Annotated in this window: 28 protein-coding genes; 12 read left to right on the top strand and 16 right to left on the bottom strand. The window is 66.3% G+C overall.

What is annotated here, in order from left to right:
- Positions 1 to 8: 8 nt before the first annotated feature.
- Positions 9 to 461, bottom strand: coding sequence for a limonene-1,2-epoxide hydrolase family protein (locus tag QXK92_RS04210; protein WP_371934271.1), 453 nt, complete (start codon positions 459 to 461; stop codon positions 9 to 11).
- A gap of 64 nt (positions 462 to 525) precedes the next feature.
- Between QXK92_RS04210 and QXK92_RS04205 the strand changes: the two genes are divergently transcribed.
- On the top strand, positions 526 to 1,431 hold the full coding sequence (locus tag QXK92_RS04205; protein ID WP_306240415.1) for a dienelactone hydrolase family protein: 906 nt from the start codon (positions 526 to 528) through the stop codon (positions 1,429 to 1,431).
- Here QXK92_RS04205 and QXK92_RS04200 read toward each other — a convergent pair whose 3' ends face one another.
- From QXK92_RS04200 to QXK92_RS04175, 6 genes are all read right to left on the bottom strand, one after another.
- A complete protein-coding gene (locus tag QXK92_RS04200; protein ID WP_306240414.1) occupies positions 1,432 to 2,748 on the bottom strand; it encodes a cytochrome P450 in 1,317 nt (438 codons plus the stop codon).
- Between the two features lies 1 nt (position 2,749).
- Complete coding sequence (locus QXK92_RS04195; protein WP_306244181.1) at positions 2,750 to 3,154, bottom strand: lipoprotein LpqH; 405 nt, start codon at positions 3,152 to 3,154, stop codon at positions 2,750 to 2,752.
- A 19-nt stretch (positions 3,155 to 3,173) separates the two neighbouring features.
- On the bottom strand, positions 3,174 to 4,004 hold the full coding sequence (locus tag QXK92_RS04190) for an SDR family oxidoreductase (RefSeq protein ID WP_306240413.1): 831 nt from the start codon (positions 4,002 to 4,004) through the stop codon (positions 3,174 to 3,176).
- Between the two features lie 23 nt (positions 4,005 to 4,027).
- Entirely contained in the window at positions 4,028 to 4,492 is a 465-nt protein-coding gene (locus QXK92_RS04185) for an SRPBCC family protein (protein WP_306240411.1), read from the bottom strand.
- A 51-nt stretch (positions 4,493 to 4,543) separates the two neighbouring features.
- Positions 4,544 to 4,969: a transglycosylase family protein gene (locus QXK92_RS04180; protein WP_306244180.1), complete on the bottom strand. Its 426-nt coding sequence runs from the start codon at positions 4,967 to 4,969 to the stop codon at positions 4,544 to 4,546.
- 98 nt (positions 4,970 to 5,067) lie between these two features.
- A complete protein-coding gene (locus tag QXK92_RS04175; RefSeq protein ID WP_306240409.1) occupies positions 5,068 to 5,664 on the bottom strand; it encodes a chorismate mutase in 597 nt (198 codons plus the stop codon).
- A gap of 48 nt (positions 5,665 to 5,712) precedes the next feature.
- Between QXK92_RS04175 and QXK92_RS04170 the strand changes: the two genes are divergently transcribed.
- Positions 5,713 to 6,279 (top strand): hypothetical protein, encoded by a 567-nt coding sequence (locus QXK92_RS04170; RefSeq protein ID WP_306240408.1) that lies wholly within the window; start codon positions 5,713 to 5,715, stop codon positions 6,277 to 6,279.
- 69 nt (positions 6,280 to 6,348) lie between these two features.
- Here the strand turns inward: QXK92_RS04170 and ag85B are convergent, their stop codons facing one another.
- Positions 6,349 to 7,329 carry a diacylglycerol acyltransferase/mycolyltransferase Ag85B gene (ag85B, locus tag QXK92_RS04165; RefSeq protein WP_306240406.1) on the bottom strand — a complete coding sequence of 327 codons (981 nt, stop codon included), beginning with the start codon at positions 7,327 to 7,329 and terminating at the stop codon, positions 6,349 to 6,351.
- Positions 7,330 to 7,903: 574 nt separating this feature from the next.
- Here ag85B and QXK92_RS04160 point away from each other — a divergent pair.
- Positions 7,904 to 9,043 (top strand): hypothetical protein, encoded by a 1,140-nt coding sequence (locus QXK92_RS04160; protein ID WP_306240404.1) that lies wholly within the window; start codon positions 7,904 to 7,906, stop codon positions 9,041 to 9,043.
- 3 nt (positions 9,044 to 9,046) lie between these two features.
- Here QXK92_RS04160 and QXK92_RS04155 read toward each other — a convergent pair whose 3' ends face one another.
- From QXK92_RS04155 to QXK92_RS04145, 3 genes are read right to left on the bottom strand one after another with little or no spacing between them, the layout of a single operon-like run.
- Positions 9,047 to 9,604 (bottom strand): YceI family protein, encoded by a 558-nt coding sequence (locus QXK92_RS04155; RefSeq protein WP_306240403.1) that lies wholly within the window; start codon positions 9,602 to 9,604, stop codon positions 9,047 to 9,049.
- Between the two features lie 3 nt (positions 9,605 to 9,607).
- Complete coding sequence (locus QXK92_RS04150; protein ID WP_306240402.1) at positions 9,608 to 10,621, bottom strand: alcohol dehydrogenase catalytic domain-containing protein; 1,014 nt, start codon at positions 10,619 to 10,621, stop codon at positions 9,608 to 9,610.
- A gap of 15 nt (positions 10,622 to 10,636) precedes the next feature.
- The gene (locus QXK92_RS04145; RefSeq protein ID WP_306240401.1) at positions 10,637 to 11,932 is read right to left on the bottom strand and encodes a cytochrome P450; all 1,296 of its coding nucleotides are present in this window, start codon (positions 11,930 to 11,932) and stop codon (positions 10,637 to 10,639) included.
- A 204-nt stretch (positions 11,933 to 12,136) separates the two neighbouring features.
- Between QXK92_RS04145 and QXK92_RS04140 the strand changes: the two genes are divergently transcribed.
- The 4 genes from QXK92_RS04140 to QXK92_RS04125 all read left to right on the top strand — a co-directional run bounded on the left by QXK92_RS04140 (position 12,137) and on the right by QXK92_RS04125 (position 14,686).
- Complete coding sequence (locus QXK92_RS04140; RefSeq protein ID WP_371934287.1) at positions 12,137 to 13,555, top strand: PE-PPE domain-containing protein; 1,419 nt, start codon at positions 12,137 to 12,139, stop codon at positions 13,553 to 13,555.
- 150 nt (positions 13,556 to 13,705) lie between these two features.
- Positions 13,706 to 14,113 (top strand): hypothetical protein, encoded by a 408-nt coding sequence (locus QXK92_RS04135; RefSeq protein WP_306240398.1) that lies wholly within the window; start codon positions 13,706 to 13,708, stop codon positions 14,111 to 14,113.
- 13 nt (positions 14,114 to 14,126) lie between these two features.
- A complete protein-coding gene (locus tag QXK92_RS04130; protein WP_306240396.1) occupies positions 14,127 to 14,402 on the top strand; it encodes a hypothetical protein in 276 nt (91 codons plus the stop codon).
- A 65-nt stretch (positions 14,403 to 14,467) separates the two neighbouring features.
- Positions 14,468 to 14,686: a hypothetical protein gene (locus QXK92_RS04125; RefSeq protein ID WP_055578922.1), complete on the top strand. Its 219-nt coding sequence runs from the start codon at positions 14,468 to 14,470 to the stop codon at positions 14,684 to 14,686.
- A gap of 2 nt (positions 14,687 to 14,688) precedes the next feature.
- On the opposite strand, the gene QXK92_RS04120 is transcribed toward QXK92_RS04125, so the two are convergent.
- The 3 genes from QXK92_RS04120 to QXK92_RS04110 form a co-directional block, all read right to left on the bottom strand.
- The gene (locus tag QXK92_RS04120) at positions 14,689 to 15,819 is read right to left on the bottom strand and encodes a nitronate monooxygenase (protein ID WP_055578921.1); all 1,131 of its coding nucleotides are present in this window, start codon (positions 15,817 to 15,819) and stop codon (positions 14,689 to 14,691) included.
- 111 nt (positions 15,820 to 15,930) lie between these two features.
- Complete coding sequence (locus QXK92_RS04115) at positions 15,931 to 16,389, bottom strand: hypothetical protein (protein ID WP_306240395.1); 459 nt, start codon at positions 16,387 to 16,389, stop codon at positions 15,931 to 15,933.
- Positions 16,389 to 16,787 carry a hypothetical protein gene (locus QXK92_RS04110; protein ID WP_306240394.1) on the bottom strand — a complete coding sequence of 133 codons (399 nt, stop codon included), beginning with the start codon at positions 16,785 to 16,787 and terminating at the stop codon, positions 16,389 to 16,391. Before QXK92_RS04110 ends, QXK92_RS04115 begins: the two co-directional genes overlap by 1 nt.
- A 135-nt stretch (positions 16,788 to 16,922) precedes the next feature.
- Here QXK92_RS04110 and QXK92_RS04105 point away from each other — a divergent pair, with 135 nt between their 5' ends.
- From QXK92_RS04105 to QXK92_RS04095, 3 genes are read left to right on the top strand one after another with little or no spacing between them, the layout of a single operon-like run.
- A complete protein-coding gene (locus QXK92_RS04105; RefSeq protein ID WP_306240393.1) occupies positions 16,923 to 18,854 on the top strand; it encodes an NAD(P)/FAD-dependent oxidoreductase in 1,932 nt (643 codons plus the stop codon).
- A 4-nt stretch (positions 18,855 to 18,858) separates the two neighbouring features.
- Entirely contained in the window at positions 18,859 to 19,884 is a 1,026-nt protein-coding gene (locus QXK92_RS04100; RefSeq protein WP_306240392.1) for a zinc-binding dehydrogenase, read from the top strand.
- A gap of 9 nt (positions 19,885 to 19,893) precedes the next feature.
- Entirely contained in the window at positions 19,894 to 20,814 is a 921-nt protein-coding gene (locus QXK92_RS04095; protein WP_306240391.1) for a carbon-nitrogen hydrolase family protein, read from the top strand.
- A 4-nt stretch (positions 20,815 to 20,818) separates the two neighbouring features.
- Here the strand turns inward: QXK92_RS04095 and QXK92_RS04090 are convergent, their stop codons facing one another.
- Both QXK92_RS04090 and dtd read right to left on the bottom strand, forming a co-directional pair.
- Positions 20,819 to 21,727 (bottom strand): class I SAM-dependent methyltransferase, encoded by a 909-nt coding sequence (locus tag QXK92_RS04090; RefSeq protein ID WP_306240390.1) that lies wholly within the window; start codon positions 21,725 to 21,727, stop codon positions 20,819 to 20,821.
- Positions 21,728 to 21,743: 16 nt separating this feature from the next.
- Positions 21,744 to 22,175, bottom strand: a complete 432-nt coding sequence (gene dtd, locus QXK92_RS04085) for a D-aminoacyl-tRNA deacylase (RefSeq protein ID WP_306240389.1) — start codon at positions 22,173 to 22,175, stop codon at positions 21,744 to 21,746.
- 44 nt (positions 22,176 to 22,219) lie between these two features.
- Between dtd and QXK92_RS04080 the strand changes: the two genes are divergently transcribed.
- Together QXK92_RS04080 and QXK92_RS04075 are read left to right on the top strand one after the other, a co-directional pair.
- Entirely contained in the window at positions 22,220 to 22,525 is a 306-nt protein-coding gene (locus QXK92_RS04080; protein WP_306240388.1) for an MTH1187 family thiamine-binding protein, read from the top strand.
- Positions 22,526 to 22,739: 214 nt separating this feature from the next.
- Positions 22,740 to 23,081, top strand: coding sequence for a hypothetical protein (locus tag QXK92_RS04075; RefSeq protein WP_306240387.1), 342 nt, complete (start codon positions 22,740 to 22,742; stop codon positions 23,079 to 23,081).
- Positions 23,082 to 23,325: the final 244 nt, after the last annotated feature.

Below are 23,325 nucleotides of genomic sequence, written 5' to 3'. Positions count from 1 at the left end.
GTCGGTTTCTAGACCAGGGCGCTGGCGTCGAAGATCCAGGATGTGTCGCCGCCGGCCAGGTTCTCGAAGTGTTGCGGCGGCGCGAACGCAACCAGGCTGTTCATGTCCCAATAGTCTTTCCAGACCGTGATTTTGCCGTCCACCACCTTGTGCACCGTGACGAACCTGAGCACGCCCTGCTCGCCGGTCTGGAAGGTCCACGTCTCGGAGTGCTCGTACATGACGTCGGAGCCGTTGGACACCAATACACCGGCGTGATTCTCGTAACCGGCCAACTGCTCTAGTCCGATCTTCAGCCGTGTGACGATGTTCTCGGGACCACGGGCCGAGACCGCCGGGACCGGCATGTCGACGTAGAGGCAGTCGTCGGACAGGAATGTCTTGACGGCATCCCAGTCCCGCCGCGACAGTGCCTGCCACATTCCGGTTACGACGTTCCCAGCGGTGATCACTTCTGTCATACCCGTCAATTAACTCGGCCGCCGCACGAGTGTCAACCACAGCTTCGCGGCGCATACTCGGCTCGTGAGGGGACTGCAGCGCTACATCGCCGAGGAAATCGCCACCGACCATCTCGACGGTCTGCTCACCAGACGCGAAGCGCTGCGCCGGCTGGGCTTGCTGGGCTTGAGTGCCACCGCGGCGGCGGCGCTGATCGCGGCGTGCGCCCGCCCGGAGAATGCCAAACCCACGGAGTCGCCGTCCACCCCGACCGGCACCACCGCTTCGCAGCCCCCGGGCACGGTCGGCGCACCGACCACCTCGCCGGTGACCTGGCCCGGGCCCCAGGGCCAGCTTCAAGGGGCCTGGGCGCCGGCGGCGGACCCGAAGGGCGCGGTGCTGGTCATCCACGAGAACAAGGGATTGACCGATTGGGTGCGATCGGTGGCGGCCAGGCTGGCCGGCGCCGGCTATTCGGCGCTGGCGATCGACCTGCTGTCGGAGAAGGGCGGGACCGGCGCATTCGGCGATCCCGCGCAAGCCACCGCCGCACTGGCCGGCATCGCACCCGAACAGTTCGTCGGCGACCTCAATTCGGGCGTCGGCCAACTGCGAAAGTGGGCCCCCACCCAGAAGATCGGCGTGGTGGGGTTCTGCTTCGGCGGGGGACTGGTCTGGCAGCTGCTGGCGGCCGGCGGGCCGGACGTGTCCGCCGCGGTGCCTTGGTACGGGCCGCTGCCCGAGAACCCGAATTTTGGCGGGGCCAAGGCCGCGGTGCTCGGGATCTACGGGGCGCTCGACAATCGGGTGACGAGTTCACGGCCGGCCGCCGAAGCCGCGCTGACCCGCGCCGGGCTGGTGCACGAGTTCGTCGTCGAACCGGATGCCGATCACGCCTTCTTCAACGACACCGGTCCGCGGTACAACGCCGTCGCGGCCGCCGACGCGTGGCAGCGAATGCTGGACTGGTTCGGCCGTTACCTGCGCTGACTACCGCGCGGCCATCGACCTGGCCGGACCGAGCTGCACCGGCAACGTCGACCAGCCCCGGAGCACCCTCGTGCTGCGCCGGCTTCCGGCGCCGGCGGCCTGCACGTCGGGGAAGCGCTCGAAGAAGGTGCGCAGTCCGACCTCGCCCTCGGCCCGGGCCAGCGCAGCGCCCAGGCAGAAGTGGCGTCCCGTGGAGAACGCCAGATGCCTTCCCGCATTGGCCCTTTCGATGTCGAATCGGTGCGGGTCGGCGAACACCGCCGGGTCACGGTTAGCGGCGGCCAGGTAGATCACTACGACCTCGTCGCGGTAGATCGGCATCCCCGCGACCTCGACGTCGCGGCCGGCCACCCGCGCCGTCAGCTGCACGGGGGAGTCGAGGCGCAAAATCTCCTCCACGGCGTTGGGCCACAGTTCCGGCCGTTCCCGCAGCTTCTCCAGTTGGTCGGGATGGTCCAGCAGCATCCGAATTCCGTTGCCCAGCAGGTTGACTGTGGTCTCGAAACCGGCGACCAGCACCAGACCCGCTACGGCCTGCAGCTCGTTGTCGTCGAGATAGCTGTCCTCGCTGCCACTTTGGGCGGTTTGGATCAGCTGGCTCATCAGGTCGTCACCCGGGTTGCGCTGCAGTTCACGCAGATGCTGAACCAGCCATGCGTTGAAGCCCGCGACGCCCCGCCGCACGCGGACGTACTGCTGCCAGGGCAGCCCGATGTCCAGACTCGGGGCGGCCAGTTCGCCGAACTCCAGGACGCGCCGGCGGTCATATTCCGGCACACCGAGGATCTCGCTGATGACAGTGATGGGCAGCTGAGAGCAATAGCGGCCGACGATGTCTACCCCGCCGGGCCGGTCGACCAGCTGATCGAGCAGTTCGTCGGCCGTCTGCTGAACCCGGTCGCGCAGCGCGGCCACCGCGCGTGAGGTGAACACGGCTGAGACCGTCTTGCGGTAGCGCGTGTGATCGGGCGGTTCCACCGCCAGCAGCGACGGCGGCCGCAACGGGTGCAGCCGGTTATCACGGGTGCGAATTTCCAACCAGCGCAACGGTTTCGGCAAGCTATCCCCGAAGTTGACGACGTGGAAATCGTCGGATCGCAGCAGATCGTGCGCGAGGCGGTGGTCGACCGTCATCAGATTCGCCCGGTTACGCACCAACCCGCCGCGGCGTCGTACCTCGTCGTAGAAGGGCACCGGATCATCCGCGACAGCCGGGTCGGCGATCAACCGGGCTTGCAGGTCGCCGCGCCGTACCGCGAGTTTGGCCACCCCGCGGACCACGCCATGCATGGCAAACCAGTGCAGTCTGTCCTTCACGTCAGCACTCGGCGCTGATCTTGAAGTCCGTCGTCACAACCTTGTTCGGGTTGCTGCTGTTGATGCCGGACGCGCTGCCGGTGATGGTGTAGGCGTTCTTGTTGACATCCACGTGTGCGTCGCCCACCCCGCCCTCGTAGTAGCTGCCGGTGAAACCGTCGATATTGCGGATCTTGACGAACTGCGGTATCACCCGGTCACCGCTGATCATCACCACCGCCTGCACCTGGCCGTCGCGATCGCGGATGTCGATGGTCCGGTAGGCCTGGATCTGGCTACACGCCGGCGGACGCGTGGTGTGGGCGGAGCCGTCGATAGTCAGGTGCGCCGCCTTTCGGGGCATGATCTGGGCGCCCCCGCAACCAGACACCGTGAGAGCTATTGCTATTCCTGCCGCTGCGACCATCCGGTTCTGCACCAGAACATTATGGCCGCTTGGGGTCCAGCCTGGGCAGAGCTTTCACGATGCGATTTCGCACGAACTCCGGGCTGATGCCTTTGAGCCGGTCGATCCACCGGATGCTCCTGGGCACGTACCAGTGCAGCCGCGTCGGATGCTGGTAGGCCTGCCACGCCACCTCGGCCACGCTGGAAGCCGGCATCAGACGGAACATCCCTCTTTTGGGCGCCGCGGCACGCAAGTCCGCCGGGGACATCTGGGTCCGCGGTCCGTCGGAGTGCTGGGGCGTCGAGGTCAGGATGGCGGTGTCGATCAGGCCGGGCAGCACATCGGCGACCCGCACGCCGTGGCGCTGCCATTCGACGCTCAGCGCCTCCGTCAGCCCCTTGACGGCGTGCTTGGTCGCCGAATAGACGGCGATGCGCGGCATGCCATACGTGCCCGAAGACGACGACGTCGAGAACATCAGGCTGCCCGGCGCCTTCTTCAGGTAGGGGAGTGCCCCGTAGGCGCCCGTCAGCACGGCCTTGAAGTTGACATCGACGACTCGCATCGCGGCCTCGTACGGCACGTCCTCGAACCAGCCGCCTTCACCGATGCCGGCGTTGTTCCACATCATGTCGAGTCCGCCGCCGGCGTTACCGGCACAGAAGTCGGCCAGCGCCGTGTCCAACGCGGCCTTGTCGGTCACGTCGACCACACGGGTCCACAACCCGGCGCCGAGCTCCACACTGAGTGCCGCCAGACCCTCGTCGTTGCGGTCCACGGCGCCGACGCGCCAGCCTTTGCGGTGGAAGAGCCTGACGCCCTCCCGGCCCATCCCGCTGCCCGCACCAGTGATGAATATCGTCTTCATCGACCTGATCTCCGCCCAGCCCCTCAGCCTGCTTCGACCACATCTTTGATGCGATGCAGCGTCTTCGTCATGTCTCGGATGTTGCGACGTTTACGTAAGAAGCCTCCCAACACCATGTAGACATTGTTGAACGGGGACGGCGCGAGCCGGAACGACTCGGTGACATCCGTCTCCTGGCCATCTGGGCCGGTCGGGACCATTCGGTAATGCCAGTTGTTCACCACCCGGTCGCCGACCAGTACAGCAAACCCGAACTCGCGACCGGGCTCGCATGCCGTCACCTCGCAGGTGGTCCAGTACACCGGCCCGATCTCGTTGCGCCGGACGTGCCCGCGGAACCGGGCGCCGAGTGCCGGACCGGTCGCTCCGTCGAGCCACTCGGCCTCGAAGGTTTCCGGTGAGAAGCGTCCGGTATTTCGAATATCGGCTATTAAATCCCAGATCTTGTCTGCCGGCGCCGCCATATGAACTGTTGCTGAACCCTCCATAGAAGGATCCAATCACGCCACGTGTAACGAAACGCGGCGCCCCACCGATAATCATTGTTTGGGCGTGAACAACCCGATGATCTGGGTGATGGTCTGGGTCAGCGTCTGACCGGGCTTGGGCAGCTGCGCGATCCCCGGCCCCGTCCCGCCCGCGCTGGCACACTTCGGCCAGGCGCCCGGTCCCTGACCGGCCAGGACCCGGTTCGCGACGTCGATTTGTTGCTGCTTGGAGGCTTTCGCCGGGTTTCCGACGCCGCCGTACTCCTCCCAGGTAGCTTGCTTGAACTGCAAACCGCCGTACGCACCGTTGCCGGTGTTGGCGGCCCAGTTCCCGCCGGACTCGCACTGCGCGACGGCTTCCCAGTTCATCGTGTCGGCGTCGGCGGCACCGGTGGACAGCGACATACCCGTGGCGATGAATCCCGCGGTGATCGCGGACTTGATGAGGGGCTTTGTGATGTGCGTCATGTCCGGCATTTCGCCGGGCGTGTTCAAAGCGTTACCCAAGAGAAAAAATTATGAGATCAGTTGTCTACCGCATTGAGATTGGCGCAAACGCCGTTCTCAGGCGCGTCTCAGGTGTGTGGTTGCGGCTGGCAGTAGGAGGCGGTCGCCGTCGAAAGCGCACGTTGATACAGGTTGTCCAAGCCGCGCTGCCGTGTCACCTCCGCGCGGGCCTGCCGCAGCAGACCCGGGCATGCCGGCGACCCCAGCAAACTCCGATTAAGCGCTATGTGAGACAAAATCTTAGTGTTCAGTGCGTCGATGGCGGCCCGTGACGCGGCAAGATCGGCCGGTGCGGGCGGCACCGTGGCGGGGTCGAGCTTCCACTCCGCGAACCGTTGGTACTCGATGGCTTCGGTGGCGTCGATCTGGTCGCGGAACACGCGGGCGACGAGGTCGGGGTCGACGTCAGTCGACGCCGCGTCCTCGCGCAGTGCCACGAGCTCCTGCTCGACACGCGCCGGATCCTCGATCGGGGCGTGGGCACCCCACTTGAAGGCAGCCACCGGTTCGGCGACCGCGAGCCGTTCGGCGAGTGCATCCACCAGCATCACCAGCGAATCGGGGCCCTCGGCTTTGCCTTGTGGCGGCGCAACGGCCCCTCCCAACGTGCCCACCAACACGGCGGCCACCGTGACCAGAATCGCGCGAGACGCGCCGTGCAGCATCCCGGCCCTCCCTCGGCGACTGATCAGGCACTGACGAACAATGGTGGCATGCGTGCAGACTGGTTGCGCTCGACCCAGGCCCGGTCCCTGCTCGCTGCCACCCTCGGAACGTCGCTGCTGCTCGGTGGGGCGTTTCTGGCCGTGGACCAACTGCACACCACGTCCGCGGACGCGCTCAACCATTCCGGCCCGCCGGTATCCGACCAGCAGAGCCGGGCCCAGGCGGTGAATGCCGCCAAGGATGTCGTCTCGGCCGCGCAGCTGCACACGACGACGGCGGGTTATCTGCTGATGTCGTGCCGGGACCGGGACAACCCGCCGTATCAGGGCGCGGTGTACCTCTCCTTCACGATTCCCACCGACATCCGGGCCGACGTCTATCTGCCGGGCGTCGTCAAGGCCCTGGCAGCCGACGGCTGGGTGGAGGGCCTGTCACCCGGAGGGCACCCGTACAGCAGGTCGGTGTCCAAGGGTGCGGTCACCGCGCTGATCTACCGCGACGACGACAACGCGAATGTGGGAGTGGCACGGGTGTACGGCGAATGCCGCAACACGACCGACCACCGCACCGACGCCACCGGATGGATCGATGTCACCGGCGAGATCGGCGGCTGACCCCAGAAAGCACTACTGCGCTTGACGGCATGCGGCCGTCAAGCGCAGTAGTAGCAGTTGTCGTGCGGGTCAGCCCCGGGCGCCCAGCGCGCCCTGCAGGTCACCCTTCATGGCAACCAGCTGAGCACCCCAGTACTCCCAGCTGTGCGTGCCGTCGTTCTGGAAGTTGAAGACGGCGTTGTGGCCACCGGCCGCGTTGTACTGGTCCTGGAACTTGATGTTGCTGCTGCGGACGAAGTTCTCCAGGAACTCGGCGGGCAGGTTCGCGCCACCCAGTTCGCTGGGCTTGCCGTTGCCGCAGTAGACCCACAGGCGGGTGTTGTTGGCGACCAGGGTCGGGATCTGGATCGTCGGGTCGTTGCGCTGCCACGCCGGGTCGCTGGACGGACCCCACATGTCGGCGGCCTTGTAACCGCCCGCGTCACCCATGGCCAGGCCGATCAGCGACGGCCCCATGCCCTGGGACGGGTCCAACAGCGCCGACAGCGAGCCGGCGTAGATGAACTGAGCGGGGTGGTAGGCGGCCAGAATCATGGCCGACGAACCGGCCATCGACAGACCCACCGCGGCACTTCCGGTCGGCTTGACGCTGCGGTTGCTCTGCAGGTAGGACGGCAGCTCACTGGTGAGGAAGGTCTCCCACTTGTAGGTGGAGCAGCCAGCTTTGCCGCAGGCCGGGCTGTACCAGTCGCTGTAGAAGCTGGACTGGCCACCGACCGGCATGACCACCGAAATGCCCGACTGGTAGTACCACTCGAACGCCGGGGTGTTGATGTCCCAGCCGTTGTAGTCGTCCTGGGCGCGCAGGCCGTCGAGCAGGTACAGCGCAGGAGAGTTGTCGCCGCCGCTCTGGAACTGCACCTTGATGCTGCGTCCCATCGCCGCTGACGGCACCTGCAGGTACTCGACTGGCAGACCTGGCCGGGAGAACGCTCCCGCGGTCGGCGCACCGCCGGCGAGTCCGATCAGGCCCGGCAGGGTCGCGGCCGCAGCCGCACCGACCAGGAGTCGGCGACCCCAGGCCCGTATCTTCCCGCTCACGTCTGTCATACCTGTGCCCCTTGTCCTTATGTCTTTTGTTCCCGGCAGAACTTACCGCGTGACTGGGCAGAATGTCGATTCGGACGCAATCACATTTCAGTTCCATATCGGTTACCGCCGCGGATACAGCAACTGTGTTGCCGGGACCCGCGCCGGATCGCCGCATTCGTTATAGCCCGAGCCCGACACGCCCGAACGCGACACACGCCGCGGCGTTATGCAGGCGTTACGCAGTTGACATCGGGCAGAGTCGCAACGACGCAAGGGGGTGCACCGTGCCCGTGGCGGCGCGACCACGGTCCCGTCGAGCAACCTTCGCATGATTTACCGCCGTCGACGGGGCCATTTTTCGGCCGGTTGATTGCGCAGATCACGGGTGGTTGAGAGCCACCTGCGGGTTTCCCGGCAAGTTCTGCACCGACCAAGACGATCTTGCTCAGAACGCGTAGGCTCGCTCGGAGCAATCCGACTGCAGACAGCTATCCCGGGCATTTCCGGCACTTCCGCGCTACAGCACCTCGCCCCTTGGTGCACCGCGCGCAAGAATGCGCGGCCGGCCGCGGGAATGATTGAGGTGCGAGATTTGGACACGGTACTTGGGCTATCGGTGACGCCGACCAGCGTTGGTTGGGTCCTTGCTGAAGGACATGGCGCCGACGGCGCCATTCTCGATCACCGTGAAGTGCAGTTGCAGGATGGCGTGCAGCACAGCCCCGGAGTCCGCGCCGTGAGCACCGCACAGCAGCTCACCGCCGAAGCGATACAGGCCAGCGAGGTCGCCAACGCCGACGATCACCGGTTGCGCGTCGTCGGAGTGACCTGGAGCGACGAGGCTTCGGCCCAGGCCGCACTCCTGCTGGAGGCACTGACCGACGCGGGTTTCGACAACGTCGTGCCCGTCCGCCAGCTCGACGCCGTCGAAACACTGGCGCGGGCCATCGCGCCGGTGATCGGCTACGAGCAGACCGCCGTGTGCATCCTTGAGCGCGAGTGGGCGACCGTCGTCATGGTGGACACCCACGACGGCGAAACCCAGACCGCCGTCAAGCATGTTCGCGGCGGCTACGACGGCCTGGCGTCCTGGCTCACCGGGATGTTCGACCGCAGCAGCTGGCGCCCGGGCGGCGTGGTGGTGGTCGGCTCCCAACATGATGTCGGCGATTTCTCGTGGCAGTTGGAGAATGCGCTGCCGGTCCCCGTCTTCTCCCAGACCATGGCGCAAGTGACCGTGGCGCGCGGAGCGGCCCTGGCGGCCGCACAGAGCACGGAATTCACCGATGCCGAACTCGTGGCGGCCGGTGCGGCGGCTCCCGTCGCCGCGGCACCCAAGCGGTCGCTCCAATACGCCGGCGCGGCGACCGCACTGGCGGCCGCTGCGGTGACCTTCGTGGCGTCGGTTTCACTGGCTGTCGGTCTGCAACTCGCCCCGAAGGATTCCTCTCCGTCCCAGCCCGCGCACAAGTCCACGCCACCGATGGCCGAGGCGGTCGCGCCACCCGTTCCGCCTCCGGCGCAAGCGATTCCGGCCGCTCCTCCGGTGCAGCAGGAGCCGGTGCGACTCACCGCGGGCGAGCAGGCCGAGGAAACGACGTCAGGCGGTCAGCCGACCGTCGCGGCGCCCGAACCCGACGCCACCGACCCCAACAGCGGGCCGCTACGGCTCAGCCGGGTGCTCGAACACATTCCGGGGACGTTCGCCGAACCGGGGCGTCCGCCCGAATAACGGTCAGGCTTTGGGCCGGGTCGCGGTGAAGGACACCGTGACGTCATCGGCTACCTGCAGCGATCCCATCAGCAACGAGTAGGGCTTGATGCCGAAATCCGACTGCCGGACCGTGGACTGCAGCGACAGGCGCCAGGAGTCCGCGAGTTCCTCGGTGTGCAGGTCTACGGAGTGGTCGCGCTCCTTGCCGCGGATCTGCAGCTTCCCGTTCAGCCGGTAACCGTCGTCGGTCTTCTCGATCGAGTCGGTGTCAAAGCGAATCTCCGGAAACCGGTTCGCGGACAACGACTTCAGTGCATTCGAACGCACCAGCGCCTTCTCCGGCCCGGACAGGCCCTTGACGCCGCCTTCGCCGCGCAACACCTCGAACGAATCCACCTCGACCACCACGTTGGCCGTATCAGGCTGTCCGTCATGCCAATTCACGGTCGCCTGCCACCGCGTCATCGCGATGGTGAGCCGGTGGCCCATCCTGGCAGCGCGGCCGGCAACTCCGGTGTGCAAAGTCAATTCGCCGTCGGCCGCATCGAACGTCCACGCGGCGTTGTCGTCGGTGGCCACGAATCAGACCGTGAGGACGGTGCGGTAGTGGGCCTTGCCCTGCTCCAGGGCCGCGTACCCCTCGGCGGCCTGCGGCAGGGGCAGCTCCTCGATCCACGCGCGCACTCCTGACAGCAGCGCGAAATGCATTGTCTCCTCGATATCTTTCGCAGTTCCCGAGGGATGGCCGATGATGCTGAGCCCGGGCGTGATCAATTGCACGGGACTGATCGGAAGCGGCTCGGGCGTCACCCCGATGGTGACCAACTCGCCCTGCGGCAGTAAGCCGCCGACGGTGTCGGCCATGGCCTTCGAATTGCCCGCTGTAGCAAGGACAACCGCGACGCCGCCCAGGGCGCGCAGCGCTTCGGCGACATTCACCGCGGTGGAGTCGATGTAGTGGTGAGCGCCCAGCTTCTTGGCGTCTTCGGCTTTGCCGGTGCCCCGCGCGATGGCGATCGTTTCAAATCCCATGGCACGGGCCCACTGCACGCCGAGGTGCCCCAGACCACCGACCCCGAGGACGGCGACCCGGTCACCGGGCAGTGCCCGGGTGTGGCGCAACGCGTTGTAGGTGGTGACGCCCGCACACCCCATGGGGGCGGCGTCGACGTCGCTGAGCCCTTCGGGAATCCGCGCCAGCGCCGTGGCGGGCACCGTCACGGATTCCGCGTAGCCGCCGGGGTATTGCCAGCTCGGCACCTTCCCGTTGGCGCAGTGGATCAGGATGCCTTTTCGGCACGGGTCGCAATGATTGCAGTTGCCGCCGAACCAGCCGACCGCGACGCGGTCACCGACCGCGAATTCTTCGACACCGTCGCCGAGTTCGGCGATGGTTCCGGCAATCTCGTGGCCAGGGGTGAGTGGCCATGACATATCCGGGAATCCGCCGTTGACGAAGTGCGCGTCGGTGCCGCAGATGCCGCAGGCGGTCACCGCGATGCGTACCTCGCCGCGCCCGGGCGGCGACGTCTCGACTTCGGTGAGCTCGAGCGGCGCACCGGCGGACTGAACGTGTACAGCCTTATGCGTGGGCATGGGTCTCTCTGTCGCTCAGTGGGTTACCGGACATTGCTGACCGGAAGCTGTTCCCTCGGTGTGGTAATCCACCTGCCAGTGTTTGATGCCGTTGAGCCAGCCCGAACGCAGCCGCTCGGGTGTGCCGACCGATTCCAGGTCGGGCATCGCGTCGGCGATCGCGTTGAACATCAGGTCGATCGTCATGCGGGCCAGATTGGCGCCGATGCAATAGTGCGCGCCGGTACCCCCGAAGCCCACATGCGGATTGGGATCGCGCTTGATGTTGAAGGTGAACGGGTCGTCGAATACGTCTTCGTCGAAATTGGCCGAGCGGTAGACCATCACCACCCGCTGGCCCTTCTTGATCTGCACACCGGAGAGCTCGTAGTCCTCCAGCGCGGTGCGCTGGAAGGAGGTCACCGGCGTGGCCCAGCGGACGATCTCGTCGGCCGTGGTGACCGGACGTTCCCGCTTGTAGAGCTCCCACTGATCCGGGAAGTCGGTGAAAGCCATCATGCCCTGGGTGATGGAGTTGCGGGTGGTCTCGTTGCCGGCCACCGCGAGCAGGATGACGAAGAAGCCGAATTCGTCGTCGCTGAGTTTGTGGCCGTCGACGTCGGCCTGAACCAGCTTGGTCACGATGTCTTCGCCGGGGTTCTGCGCCCGGTCGGCGGCCATCTGCATCGCGTACATGATCAGTTCCACCGAGGCGGTGATGGCGTCGTTGCTGGCGAACTCGGGATCCTGGTCACCCACCATCTGATTGGACCAGTGAAACAGTTTCATCCGGTCCTCTTGCGGCACCCCCAGCAGACCTGCGATCGCCTGCAACGGCAACTCGCAGGACACCTGCTCGACAAAGTCGCCGGAACCCTGCGAGGCCGCTACCTCGACGATGCGGCGGGCACGTTCGGCGAGGTCGTCGCGCAGCCGCTCGACGGCGCGCGGGGTGAAGCCGCGGGAGATGATCTTGCGCAAGTGGGTGTGCTGCGGGGCGTCCTGGTTGAGCAGGACGAACTTGCCGCGCTCGATCTGCTCCCCGACGGTGCCATCCTTGTAGCGGGGGAGTGCGGTCTTGGCCAGGCTGGAGAACACGTCGCTACGCCGGGAGATCTCCTTGACGTCCTTGTGCTTGGTCACCACCCAGAAGCCGCCGTCATCGAAACCACCGGCGCCATAGGGCTGCTCGTTCCACCAGATCGGTGCGGTTCGGCGTAGCTCGGCGAGTTCCTCCACGGGCAGACGCTCCGCGTGGATGTCCGGGTCGGTGAAATCGAACCCGGGGGGCAGGTTGGGCTTTGCTTTCGGTTCGGCTGGCGTCGTTGACAATTGCCTACTCCTCGTAACCGTGTTCACGTGGGCGTCCCGTGCCAATAATTCCTTGCTACACCACAGTTGGGAAGCTTGGGAACAAAAGACGCCAAAGCCGAACTGAAACGTGTTCAGGCGGCACCCCTGATCCGGCACCCCGACGGGGACTTTCGGCACTAGCAGGCGCGTCACGGCGGCCGTTTCATTGAACCGATGGCCGACATGCTGGTGCTGAGCGCCCCCGAAGTATTGGCGACCGCCGCCGCGGATCTCACCGAGATTCGGGAGGCGGTCGCCGGCGCCAACGCCGCTGCGGCGGCACCGATATCCGGCGTGATCGCCGCGGCGGGTGACGAAGTTTCAGCCGCCATCGCGAACGCAATGTCGTTGTACGGCAAGCAATATCAAGCTGTGGCCGAGCAGGCGGCGGCGTTCCACGCCCGGTTCAGCGAGACGCTTGCGGCGGCGGCGCGATGGTATGCCGACGCAGAGGCCGCGAACGCATCCCTGGTTGCGGGGTTCGCGCCGATCGCGGCCGCGGATCCCCTGACGGCACTGATCATGGGCGGCACCGACAATCCGCTACCCCTTCCCGAGTACGTGGCGGCAATCAACGACGCCTACATCCAGCCCCGTTTTCCGGGGGCATTGCCACAAGGGTTGTTCACGCCCGAGCAATTCTGGCCGGTCACCGGAAACCTGACCTTCGGCCAGTCCGTCGCCCAGGGCGTCACGCTGCTCAACAACGAGATCAATCATCAGATCAGCACGCTGGGCAACTCCGTCGTCGTGTTCGGCTACTCGCAGAGCGCCGCCATCGCCACCAACGAGATCAACGCGCTGATGGCGATGGGCAACCCGTATGCGGGCCAGTTGTCCTTCGTGCTGGCGAGCAACCCCAACACTCCCGACGGGGGCATACTCGCGCGGTTCCCCGGCTTCTATATCCCGTTCCTCGACGTGCCGTTCACCGGGGCAACCCCACCGAACAGCCCCTATCCGACCTCCATGTACGGGATTCAGTACGAAGGCGTGGCCAACGCCCCGCAATACCCCCTGCACATCTTGTCCGACCTCAACGCCATCATGGGCTACTTCTATCTGCACGACACCTATCAGCACCTGACGGCAGCCCAGGTCGCCGGCGCCGTGCTGCTGCCGACGTCGCCGGGGTACACCGGCAGCAGCCAGTACTACATGTTGCTGACGCAGAATCTGCCGCTGGTGCAGCCGATCCGCGACATTCCGCTGCTGGGGCCGCCCCTCGCCGACCTGATCCAACCGGACCTGCGGGTGCTGGTGGATCTCGGCTACGGCAACATCGGCATCGGCGCCGACTACCCGAACGTGCCCACGCCGGCCAGGCTGTGGCAGGTGATCGACCCCTTCACCGTCACCTTCGACCTGGCCAAGGGCGCGGTGCAGGGACCGCAGGCCGCCCTGGTTGACATCGGGTTGTTGCCGCCGTCGTATCTGCCGGACACCTATCCCTATGTGCCGTCGCTGAATCCCGGACTGTCGTTGAGCTTTGGCCAGCCGAGTGTCACCGGGCTGTCCGTGCTGAGCTGTGCGCTCGGATCGATCCTGCATCTGATCCCGCCGGTGAACACCTGCCCGGTTCTGGCTCCGGTTCTCACTTAGCCGCGGCCGCCGGCCGCTTCCGGCGGGCGGCATATGTGGCTATGCCGATGAGCACGGATTCCGGCTGCCGATACGGCCTTGTGGCGACTGCAGCAAACGATATGCTCTTCAGGAACGAGGCACCGGTGCCAGGAAAGGACGAGCGAAGACATGATTCGCGAATTACTCGCCGCCGCTGCGATCACGGGTTCGATGATCGGGGTAGCACCGGTCGCCAGTGCCGATAACGGTCGGTGGGAGGGCGACGTTCCGGGGATGAACTACGACGCATCGCTCGGTGCGCCATGCGACAACTACGAACGTTTCATCTTCGGTCGCGGCCCCAGCGGACAGGCCGAAGCCTGCCACTTCCCGCCGCCCAACCAGTTCCCGGCCGCCACCACCGGATACTGGGTCATCTCCTACCCGCTTCGCGGTGTTCAGCAGATCGGCGCTCCGTGCCCCGGCCCGAAGGTGGCGGCCCAGTCGCCGGCGGGTCTGCCGATGCTGTGCCTGGGAGCGCAGGGCTGGCAGGAGGGCTGGTTCACCGGAGCCGGCTTCTTCCCGCCCGAACCCTGACAGGCCCGAACCGATGGCCGACGCCCCGATTCCGCGATGGCTGCGGTTCGTGCTGGCGTCTGACCGCGCCGGTTCGGCGTGGTACATCGGCACCGGGTTCTTCTTCGCCCCCGTACTGGCGGTGCTGTCACCGTGGCCGACGGTGACCACCGTGCTGTGGTGGGTGATCGGCCTGGCAGGATTGTGGCTCGGTCTGCTGGGAATCGCGATGGCCGCCGGGCTGGCGCGGGTACTACGCTCCGGCGGCGAGATCCCCGAAGACTACTGGCGCACCCTCGTCGACTACTGACGCCAGCGCCTACAGTCGTATCCACCCGTCATATCCACGAGCAGCCCACGAAGAGGAGATTCATCATGGCGTTCGACCCCAAAGATGCCGTAGACGCCGTCCGCGACATCGCCACCAACGCCGTCGAGAAGGCTTCGGACATCGTCGAGCACGCCAGCGACATCATCCGTGGTGACATCGCCGGCGGCGCCAGCGGCATCGTCCAGAATTCCATCGAGATCGGCACGCACGCCGTCGACCGGGTCAAAGAGGTCTTCACCGGTAAAGACGACGACCTGGACTGAGCTCAGATAGCGGCGGCGGCGTTGAGTTCGTCGAGCCGAGTGGTGGCCTCGAGGTATTCCTGCACCCAGCGTTCGATGACCGTCGCAGTCTTCTCCACCTTCTGGAACTGACCGACGACCTGCCCGACCGGGTTGAACGCCACGTCGACCGACTCGTTCGGGTACCGGTTGGTGGCGCGAACGGCCATGCCGGAAACCATGTACTGCAACGGCATTCCCAGCGGCTTGGGGTTGTCCGGCTGCTCCCACGCCTCGGTCCAGTCGTTACGCAGCATCCGGGCCGGTTTGCCGGTGAACGACCGGCTGCGCACGGTGTCCCGGCTGCCTGCCTTGATGTACGCGGCTTGCTGCACGGGCGTGTTGGAGGATTCCTCGACCATCAACCACTGCGAACCGGTCCAGGCGCCCTGCGCGCCCAGCGCCAGCGCCGCGGCGATCTGCTGGCCGCTGCCGATGCCGCCGGCGGCCAGGACCGGAACCGGCGCGACCTCCTTGACAACCTGGGGCCACAACACAATTGAGCCGACCTCGCCGCAGTGCCCGCCGGCCTCACCGCCCTGGGCGATGATGATGTCGACGCCCGCGTCGGCGTGCTTGCGGGCCTGCGACGGCGACCCGCACAGCGCCGCCACCTTGCGGCCTTCGGCGTGAATGTGCTTGATCATGTCCGCCGGGGGAGTGCCCAGCGCGTTGGCGATCATCGTCACCTTCGGGTGCTTGAGCGCGACCTCGACCTGGGGGGTGGCGGTAGCCTCCGTCCAGCCCAGCAGCTGCAGACTGTCGCCGTCGCTGTCCTCGACGGGAACGCCGTGGTCGGCAAGGATTTTCTTGCCGAAGTCCAGGTGCTCCTGCGGCACCATCTTGCGCAGGGTGTCGGCCAATTCCTCGGCTGACAGGTGGGCGTCCATGCCTTCGTACTTATTGGGGATGACGATGTCCACGCCGTAGGGGTGGTCTCCGATGTTCTCGTCGATCCAGTTCAATTCGATCTCGAGCTGCTCGGGGGTGAAGCCGACGGCGCCCAGCACGCCAAACCCGCCGGCTTTGCTGACAGCGACGACGACATCGCGGCAGTGGGTGAACGCGAAGATCGGGAACTCGATACCGAGTTGATCGCATAGGGCGGTGTGCATGCCTACTCCTGTGGGGCGCGAGACCGATGCAAGAAATTGAAACGTGTTCTAGTTTAATACGAATATCGCCGACGAGACCAGCCAGGTCCCGTTTGTACGGACTAGGCCCCTTCAGATCAGCAGGCCGCGGGCCACCCACAGCGCCAGAAAGCCGAGCATGCAGGCGAAGCAGATGAGGTGGTCGCGGCACACCGCACGGGCAAGGCGAGTCTGTTCGTCCGGCGGGTCGACACGACTGCCCAACCGGATTGCGTTCGGGACGATGCGCGTCAGAGCCAGCGCCACCGGAATGGCTGCGGTGCCACCCGAGATCACCAACACCCATACCGGATCGCGGCCGTTGGCGGCCTGAAATACCAGCGAGCCCAACAAGATCACCATCACCACGGCGATCAACCGGCTCATCGGCTGGGAGGTGGTGGTGGCGCGGCGATAGTAGCTCGCGACCGACTCCAATACGGTCTCGGGCAGTTCCGGCCCGGCGTGCCCGATTGTCTGAACGTCGAAGATGAGATCCATCCACAGCACGGCCAGCAGAAAACCGCTACAGGCCGTCAGCAGCGGTGCCATCAGACGTCCGCCTCTCCGATCGTCGCGTCCCGCCGCCGTGCTCGCACCCGCACAACGAACAGCACAGCGCCCAGCACCACCGCCACCAACACCGTCTGCAACGCGCCGATCAGCACGACATTCGCGCCGTACCCGTCCGCCGCGGCGACGCATTGAAAGTGCACGCTGGTGCTCGTTCGTTTGGACGATTGGGTGTACCGCGCGGTGGCGTAAGCCAGCTCATAGCCGTGGCGGCAGACAAACGAGCTCGTCCATAACGCGCTGGCCGGAACGACCGAGGTCAACGCTGCCGCGCCGCCCACGCAGATCCCGGTGAGCAGTGCCACCTTGACGACCGTCTCACCGAGCCGGCCGCCGCGCCGGCGTGGCTGACCCGCTGACATGTCGCGCCAGTTCATCGGCAGATCCTCGCACGCCGCGCTCAGTAGAGCCGGTACGCCCTTGCCCGCGGCGCGACACCGCGGGTACCGTAGGGCTGCCAATTACGAAACGACGCGTAGCGTAATTGCATTCCGTCGAAAGGATCGCTCGCGATGCGCAGCCGGTACGCCGGGGAACCCTTCACCACACCCACCGCAGACATCGCGGCCGCGCTCGAGGACGTCAGCATCCCGACGCTGCTGCTGTCGCTGGTACATATCACCGGCGATCCGCGGTTCATCCGAGACTTCAAGCAGATGGGCCTGTTCCTCAACGAGGTACAGGGATTCATGTCCGAGGAGGACAAGGCGCGGGCGCGGGCCGAGGCGCTGACGGTGCTCAGCGAGTACCGCGACCGCGGCTGCCCGGAACCGCCGCCGCTGAGCGACGACCTCATCCGCGAGATGATGGATTGGGCGGCGTGCGAACACGTTCCCGACGACTATCTGCCCTTGGCGCGCGAGGAGATGGACCTCGAGGGCGTGGACCCGCGCAGGCCGGCGACACTTCCCGTCGACAGCATGTCGGATTTCCCGGTCGTCGTGATCGGCTGTGGCGAATCCGGCATTCTGGCCGGAATCCGGCTCAAGCAGGCCAACATTCCGTTCACCATCATCGAGAAGAACGCGGGCCCCGGCGGAACCTGGTGGGAGAACAGCTATCCCGGTGCCCGGGTGGACGTCGCGAACCACTTCTATTGTTACAGTTTCGAACCCAACAACGAGTGGACGCATTTCTTCGCCGAGCAGCACGAGTTGCAGAGCTACTTCACCCAGGTGATGGCCAAGCACGATCTGGGCGGCAATGTCCGCTGGAATACCGAGGCCCTCGGCGCCGAATGGGACGACGCGGCCGGGTTCTGGAGTGTGGCGCTACGCGCAGTGGACGGCACGGTCAGCACGGTGCAGGCCCGAGCGGTGATCACGGCGGTCGGTCAGTTGAACAGGCCGTATGTTCCCGAGTTCGAGGGCGCCGAGTCCTTTGCGGGGCCGTCGTTCCACTCGGCCGCCTGGGATCACTCGGTGGACCTGGCCGGCAAACGGGTCGCCCTCGTGGGCGCCGGAGCCAGCGGATTCCAGATCGCCCCCGCCATCGCCGAAACCGTCAAGCACCTCACGGTTTTCCAGCGCACCGCCCAATGGATGTTTCCCAACCCGATGTACCACGACGAAGTGGGTGACGGTGTGCGCTGGGCGATGCGGCACCTGCCGTACTACGGCCGCTGGTACCGCTTCCTGCTGCTCTGGCCAGGTGCCGACAAAGGCTTGGACGCGGCGCGCGGGGACCCGAATTACGCCGACCAGGACTACGCGGTCAGCGACATCAACGCGGCTGCCCGAATGATGTTCAGCCAGTGGATCACTAGCCAGGTCGATGAGGGCTCCGAACTGTTGACCAAAGTGCTGCCGGACTACCCGGCCACCGGCAAGCGCACGCTGCAGGACAACGGTAGTTGGCTGAAAACCCTGCAGCGCGACAACGTCGAGTTGGTGCGGACACCGATCGAGCGGATCACGCCGGGCGGCATCGTCACCGAAGACGGGGTCACCCACGACGTCGACATCATCGTCTACGCCACCGGTTTCCGGCACACCGACGTGCTATGGCCGCTGAAGATCAATGGCCGCAACGGAATTGACCTGCACGAGCTGTGGGGGAGCCGGCCGGTCGCGCACCTGGGCATTACCGTGCCCGGATTCCCCAACCTGTTCCTGATCTACGGACCGGGCACGCACCTCGCACACGGCGGCAGCCTGATCTTCCAGTCCGAACTGCAGATGCGTTACGTCAACCTGTGTCTGCAGCACATGGCTGAGGAACACATTGTGGCGATGGAGCCTACCGCCGAGGCCGCCGAGCAATGGCATCAGCGGACCCAAGCCGAGATCAAGCAGATGGTGTGGTCGCACCCGGCCGTCAAACATTCGTATTTCAAGAATGCCGACGGCGAGATTCACACGGTCAGCCCGTGGCGGCTCAACGATTACTGGGCCGCTGTGCGCGAACCGGAGTGGTCTGATTTCGTTCTGCGACAGGAGAAGTGAGGCCATGCGCACGGTAGTCATCGATGGACCCGGCGCCATCCGGGTGGACACCCGACCCGATCCCGCACTGACCGGACCGGACGGCGTGATCGTCGCCGTGCGCGCCGCCGGCATCTGCGGATCCGACCTGCACTTCTATGAGGGCGATTACCCGCTGGCCGAACCCGTACCCCTGGGTCACGAAGCCATCGGCACCGTCGTCGAGGCCGGCGCGGACGTGCGATCCGTCAAGGTCGGCGACGAGGTGATGGTGTCCTCGGTGGCCGGGTGCGGTGCGTGCCCGGGGTGTGCCACCAACGACCCGGTGATGTGCCACTCAGGTCTGCAAATCTTCGGCGGCGGAGCGCTTCCCGGGGCTCAGGCCGATCTGCTCGCCGTGCACGCCGCCGACTTCCAGGTGCGCAGAATTCCCGAGGGCATCAGCACCGAACAGGCACTGCTGTTGACCGATAACCTGGCCACCGGCTGGGCGGCGGCCCAGCGGGCCGACATCCCACTCGGTGGCACAGTGGCGGTGATCGGGCTTGGCGCGGTCGGTCTCTGTGCGCTGCGCAGTGCGTTCGCTCAAGGGGCAGCAACGGTTTTCGCGGTCGATCGGGTCGAGGGAAGGTTGCAGCGCGCGGTTGAATGGGGCGCCACGCCAGTCCCGTCGTCGACGGTGGAGTCGATCCTGGCAGCCACCGGCGGAAGGGGTGCTGACGCGGTGATCGATGCCGTCGCGACGGACGCGTCCCTGACCGACGCCCTCTACGCGGTACGGCCGGGTGGCACCGTCTCGGTGGTCGGTGTGCATAATCTGCAGCCTTTTCCGTTCCCGGCTCTGGCGTGCCTTATCCGCAGCATCACGGTGCGCTGGACCACCGCACCGGTGCAGCGCACCTGGCCGGAGCTGATCCCGCTGCTCCAGTCCGGCCGGTTGGCCGTCGACGGCATTTTCACCACGACGCTGCCGCTCGATGAGGCCCCCAAGGGCTACGCGACCGCCGCGACGCGTTCCGGCGACGACGTCAAGGTCCTGTTGACGCCTTAATGTGGCAGCATGGCGTCTATGCGCTGTGCCGCAATCCAACTCGAGGCGGTGCCGGCCGACGTCGACGCCAATCTGGCCACCGTTGAACGTCTGGTCGAGCAGGCCGTCGACGCCGGCGCGCAGACCATCGCGTTGCCGGAGTTCTTCACCACCGGCGTCGGGTTCTGGCCCGAGTTGGCGGATGCGGCGCTGCCGGCTGACGGAAAAGCCACTGAACTGCTGCTGGCTCTGGCGGCCCGGCACGAGGTGATGATCGGCGGCTCATTGCTGATCCGGGACACCGACGGAGACGTGCGAAATGCGTATCTGGTTGTCACCCCGCAGGGCGTTGCCGGGCGGCATGACAAGGACCTTCCGACCATGTGGGAGAACGCCTTCTACGTAGGCGGCCACGACGACGGGGTCATCGAGGTCGGTGATCTGACAGTGGGCGCGGCGGTGTGCTGGGAATTGATGCGTACCCAAACCGTGCGTCGCCTGCGGGGCCGCATTGACCTGGCGATGACCGGGTCAGGCTGGTGGTCGATCCCCGACTGGTGGCCGCGCGCCGCCTTTCGCCGGATGGAGCGGCGCAATGCGGCGACGGCGCGGAAGGCCGCGGCGTCGTTCGCGGGCTTCGTGGGCGCTCCGGTTCTGCACGCGGCGCACGTGGGAGCCGTGCGGTGCCGCATGCCGTGGCTGCCGTTGGGTTACTCGGGCCGCTTCGAGGGCGGCACCATGATCGTGGCTGCCGACGGCAGGGTGCTGGCAGCTGCGGACGAGGGTGAGGGCGTCGTCGTGGCTGACGTGTCGGTAGGCCGAGTTTCGCCGAGTTCTGTTGTCCCTGAACGGTTCTGGTTGCACCCGCGGGGCGCGCTGCCAGCGGTGGTGTGGCATTACCAGCGGGTGCACGGTCGCCGCTACTACCGACATCACGTCGCCGCGTCGTAACCGCTCAACGGGTGGCCGACACGTACTGCGAGCGCATGAAGCTGTCGATCTTCACATCCACCGCGGGCGGGGTCATCCCGTATCCGGCCTGCAGGTTCAGCGTGTTCCGAACTTGCTCTACAGACCACCCGTGGTCCCGGAGCCACTGCGCCGGATCCGCTGGGTTGTCGTAGGTGAGCGCGGAGAAGTCGACGTCGCCGGACATGTTGACGCCGGGGTGCGCCTGTTCCAGTTCCGCGAGCTGGTCGTGGTCCAGGCGAGAGCCCAATGCACCGGTCGCAATCCGGCTGTCGGACGCGCTGTGTTCGTGGATGCGGGCGAACAGGGCCTCCTGGGCGTCGCCAGTCAGATAGGGCAGCAGTCCCTCCACCGACCAGGCGGTCGGGACCCCGGGGTCGAAGCCGGCTTTGACGAGTTCAGCGGTCCAGTCGGCGCGTAGATCCGCCGCGACCTCGACCCGGCGCGCCCTGGGCTGCGCACCGAGTTCGTCGAGCACCCGTGACTTGAATGCCAGGACCTGTGGCAAATCGACTTCGAAAACCGTTGTCCCGGTGGGCCAATCGAGGCGATAAGCCCGCGTGTCGAGGCCGGCTGCAACGATCACCGCCTGCTCGATGCCCGTTTCACCGGCATTGGTAAAGAAATCGTCGAAGAATCGGGTTTGCACGCCGTACAGGCGCGGGAAGGTGGTCTCGTCTTCCGAGGTGCCGGGATTTTCGAGCAGCCCGGTGAGGTAAGGGTCTCCAGTCGCGGTGATGAAGTGCTGTGCATAGTCGTCACGCGCGAGCGGCCGGGCACTCAACGCATGTACCGCGCGCCAACCCGCCACGAGCAGGGCGGTGTAGCCGACACCGCTGACAATGTCCCACTGGTCGTCCTCCGAACGGAGGGATCCGAATTCAGGTGTCGTCATACAGCGAACGTACCCCTCAGAGTTCCAGCAACACGGTCACCGGCCCGTCGTTGGTCAGCTCGACCTGCATGTGCGCGCCGAAGGTTCCCGTCTCGACGTGTGCGCCCAGTGTGCGGAGCGCGTCGGCGAACGCGGCAACGAGCGGTTCGGCGACCGCGCCGGGCGCTGCCGCGTTCCAGGACGGGCGACGGCCCTTGGCGGTGTTGGCGTACAGGGTGAACTGGCTGACCACCAGAATCGGCGCTCCGACATCGGAGGCGGACTTCTCGTCGTCGAGAATCCTTAGCGTCCAAAGCTTTTCGGCCAACCGCCGAGCCTGTTCAGGTCCGTCGTCGTGAGTGACGCCAACGAAGGCCAGCAGACCCTGGCCCGGCGGGCGGATGGCCCCGACCACCCGGTCGTCCACCACCACCGCTGCCGAGGAGACCCGTTGCACCAGAACCCGCATGGCCCCTGATGCTGCCATGCCCGTCCATGTGCGAGGCTCGTGAGGTGTCTGTGCTGGTTGCGTTTTCGGTCACTCCGATAGGCGTGGGGGAGGCCGTCGGCGAGATCGTCGCCGAGGCGGTCCGGGTGGTCCGCGAGTCGGGCTTACCCAACAAGACGGATTCGATGTTCACCGTGATCGAAGGCGACAGCTGGGCGGAAGTGATGGCCGTGGTGCAACGGGCGGTGGAGGCGGTGGCCGCGCGGGCGCCCCGGGTCAGCACCGTGATCAAGGCGGACATGCGTTCCGGAGTGACCGACGCGATGACGCAGAAGGTGCAATCCGTCGAGCGGTACCTGTCCGACGGCTAAGCCCGGGCGGCGACCCTCCATCGTTCTGATGGCCACCCCAGCCCGGAATGCTCAGCGCGTGGCCGGTGGGCGTAGCGTGAACCCGATCACATTGGGTCAAGCCTCAGGAGGCCGCAGGATGTCCAGGTCGTCTGCACACATGCTGGTGCGAGTCTCATGACTGATCCGGCAGAAGATGTCGCGCGCGGTGGCGACGGCGGGCTAGGCGGTGCTGGTGGTGCGGGCGGCCGCGGTGGTGCCGGCGGTGCCGGTGGTGCGGGCGGCCGGGGTGGTGCCGGCGGGCGGGGCGGTGACGGTGGTCGCGGTGGCGACGGAGGCCCCGGGGGCGCTGGCGGGCCCGGTGGAGCCGGAGGCGCCGGCGGTGAACCCGGCCGCGGTGGTGAGCCCGGTCAGCCGGGCCAGCCGGGGCAGCCTGGTCAGCCTGGTGAGCCGGGTCAGCCCGGTCAGCCTGGGGAGCCGGGGCGTCCAGGTCAGCCCGGGCAGCCCGGGCAGCCCGGCTGAATTGACTTTGCTGGTCGATGGCGTCGTGACGATGGGCGCGCCGACGACCGCATAGCTCGCGGACGTGGTCGACGGCCGCTGGCTGCTTACGACGAACTCCGGCGGCGCGGCAGGCGTCGCCCCTGCGTGCGCGGCAGGCGTCGCCCCTGCGTGCGCTGATGACGGTTCGCTTGCATCTGCCTGCGGCAATAGATTTTCTGCACTGAATTTTCAGGTTTCGTCGACGTATATGTGAATCAGGTATGGATTAATTGTGCTATGTCGGCCCGTTGACCTCGCAAGCATCGAAATCGGACTGC

This window comes from Mycobacterium sp. TY815 (genome assembly GCF_030755135.1).
Lineage (GTDB): Bacteria > Actinomycetota > Actinomycetes > Mycobacteriales > Mycobacteriaceae > Mycobacterium.
This window is presented reverse-complemented; position numbering and strand designations above follow the sequence as displayed.

Excerpts from the sequence above, each read along its gene's own strand:
- QXK92_RS04210 (WP_371934271.1), bottom strand. The coding sequence starts at position 461 with ATGACAGAAGTGATCACCGCTGGGAACGTCGTAACCGGAATGTGGCAG.
- QXK92_RS04195 (WP_306244181.1), bottom strand. The coding sequence starts at position 3,154 with ATGGTCGCAGCGGCAGGAATAGCAATAGCTCTCACGGTGTCTGGTTGC.
- QXK92_RS04190 (WP_306240413.1), bottom strand. The coding sequence starts at position 4,004 with ATGAAGACGATATTCATCACTGGTGCGGGCAGCGGGATGGGCCGGGAG.
- QXK92_RS04185 (WP_306240411.1), bottom strand. The coding sequence starts at position 4,492 with ATGGAGGGTTCAGCAACAGTTCATATGGCGGCGCCGGCAGACAAGATC.
- QXK92_RS04180 (WP_306244180.1), bottom strand. The coding sequence starts at position 4,969 with ATGCCGGACATGACGCACATCACAAAGCCCCTCATCAAGTCCGCGATC.
- QXK92_RS04175 (WP_306240409.1), bottom strand. The coding sequence starts at position 5,664 with ATGCTGCACGGCGCGTCTCGCGCGATTCTGGTCACGGTGGCCGCCGTG.
- QXK92_RS04170 (WP_306240408.1), top strand. The coding sequence starts at position 5,713 with ATGCGTGCAGACTGGTTGCGCTCGACCCAGGCCCGGTCCCTGCTCGCT.
- ag85B (WP_306240406.1), bottom strand. The coding sequence starts at position 7,329 with ATGACAGACGTGAGCGGGAAGATACGGGCCTGGGGTCGCCGACTCCTG.
- QXK92_RS04150 (WP_306240402.1), bottom strand. The coding sequence starts at position 10,621 with ATGCCCACGCATAAGGCTGTACACGTTCAGTCCGCCGGTGCGCCGCTC.
- QXK92_RS04140 (WP_371934287.1), top strand. The coding sequence starts at position 12,137 with ATGCTGGTGCTGAGCGCCCCCGAAGTATTGGCGACCGCCGCCGCGGAT.
- QXK92_RS04135 (WP_306240398.1), top strand. The coding sequence starts at position 13,706 with ATGATTCGCGAATTACTCGCCGCCGCTGCGATCACGGGTTCGATGATC.
- QXK92_RS04130 (WP_306240396.1), top strand. The coding sequence starts at position 14,127 with ATGGCCGACGCCCCGATTCCGCGATGGCTGCGGTTCGTGCTGGCGTCT.
- QXK92_RS04125 (WP_055578922.1), top strand. The coding sequence starts at position 14,468 with ATGGCGTTCGACCCCAAAGATGCCGTAGACGCCGTCCGCGACATCGCC.
- QXK92_RS04120 (WP_055578921.1), bottom strand. The coding sequence starts at position 15,819 with ATGCACACCGCCCTATGCGATCAACTCGGTATCGAGTTCCCGATCTTC.
- QXK92_RS04115 (WP_306240395.1), bottom strand. The coding sequence starts at position 16,389 with ATGGCACCGCTGCTGACGGCCTGTAGCGGTTTTCTGCTGGCCGTGCTG.
- QXK92_RS04110 (WP_306240394.1), bottom strand. The coding sequence starts at position 16,787 with ATGAACTGGCGCGACATGTCAGCGGGTCAGCCACGCCGGCGCGGCGGC.
- QXK92_RS04105 (WP_306240393.1), top strand. The coding sequence starts at position 16,923 with ATGCGCAGCCGGTACGCCGGGGAACCCTTCACCACACCCACCGCAGAC.
- QXK92_RS04100 (WP_306240392.1), top strand. The coding sequence starts at position 18,859 with ATGCGCACGGTAGTCATCGATGGACCCGGCGCCATCCGGGTGGACACC.
- QXK92_RS04095 (WP_306240391.1), top strand. The coding sequence starts at position 19,894 with ATGGCGTCTATGCGCTGTGCCGCAATCCAACTCGAGGCGGTGCCGGCC.
- QXK92_RS04090 (WP_306240390.1), bottom strand. The coding sequence starts at position 21,727 with ATGACGACACCTGAATTCGGATCCCTCCGTTCGGAGGACGACCAGTGG.
- dtd (WP_306240389.1), bottom strand. The coding sequence starts at position 22,175 with ATGCGGGTTCTGGTGCAACGGGTCTCCTCGGCAGCGGTGGTGGTGGAC.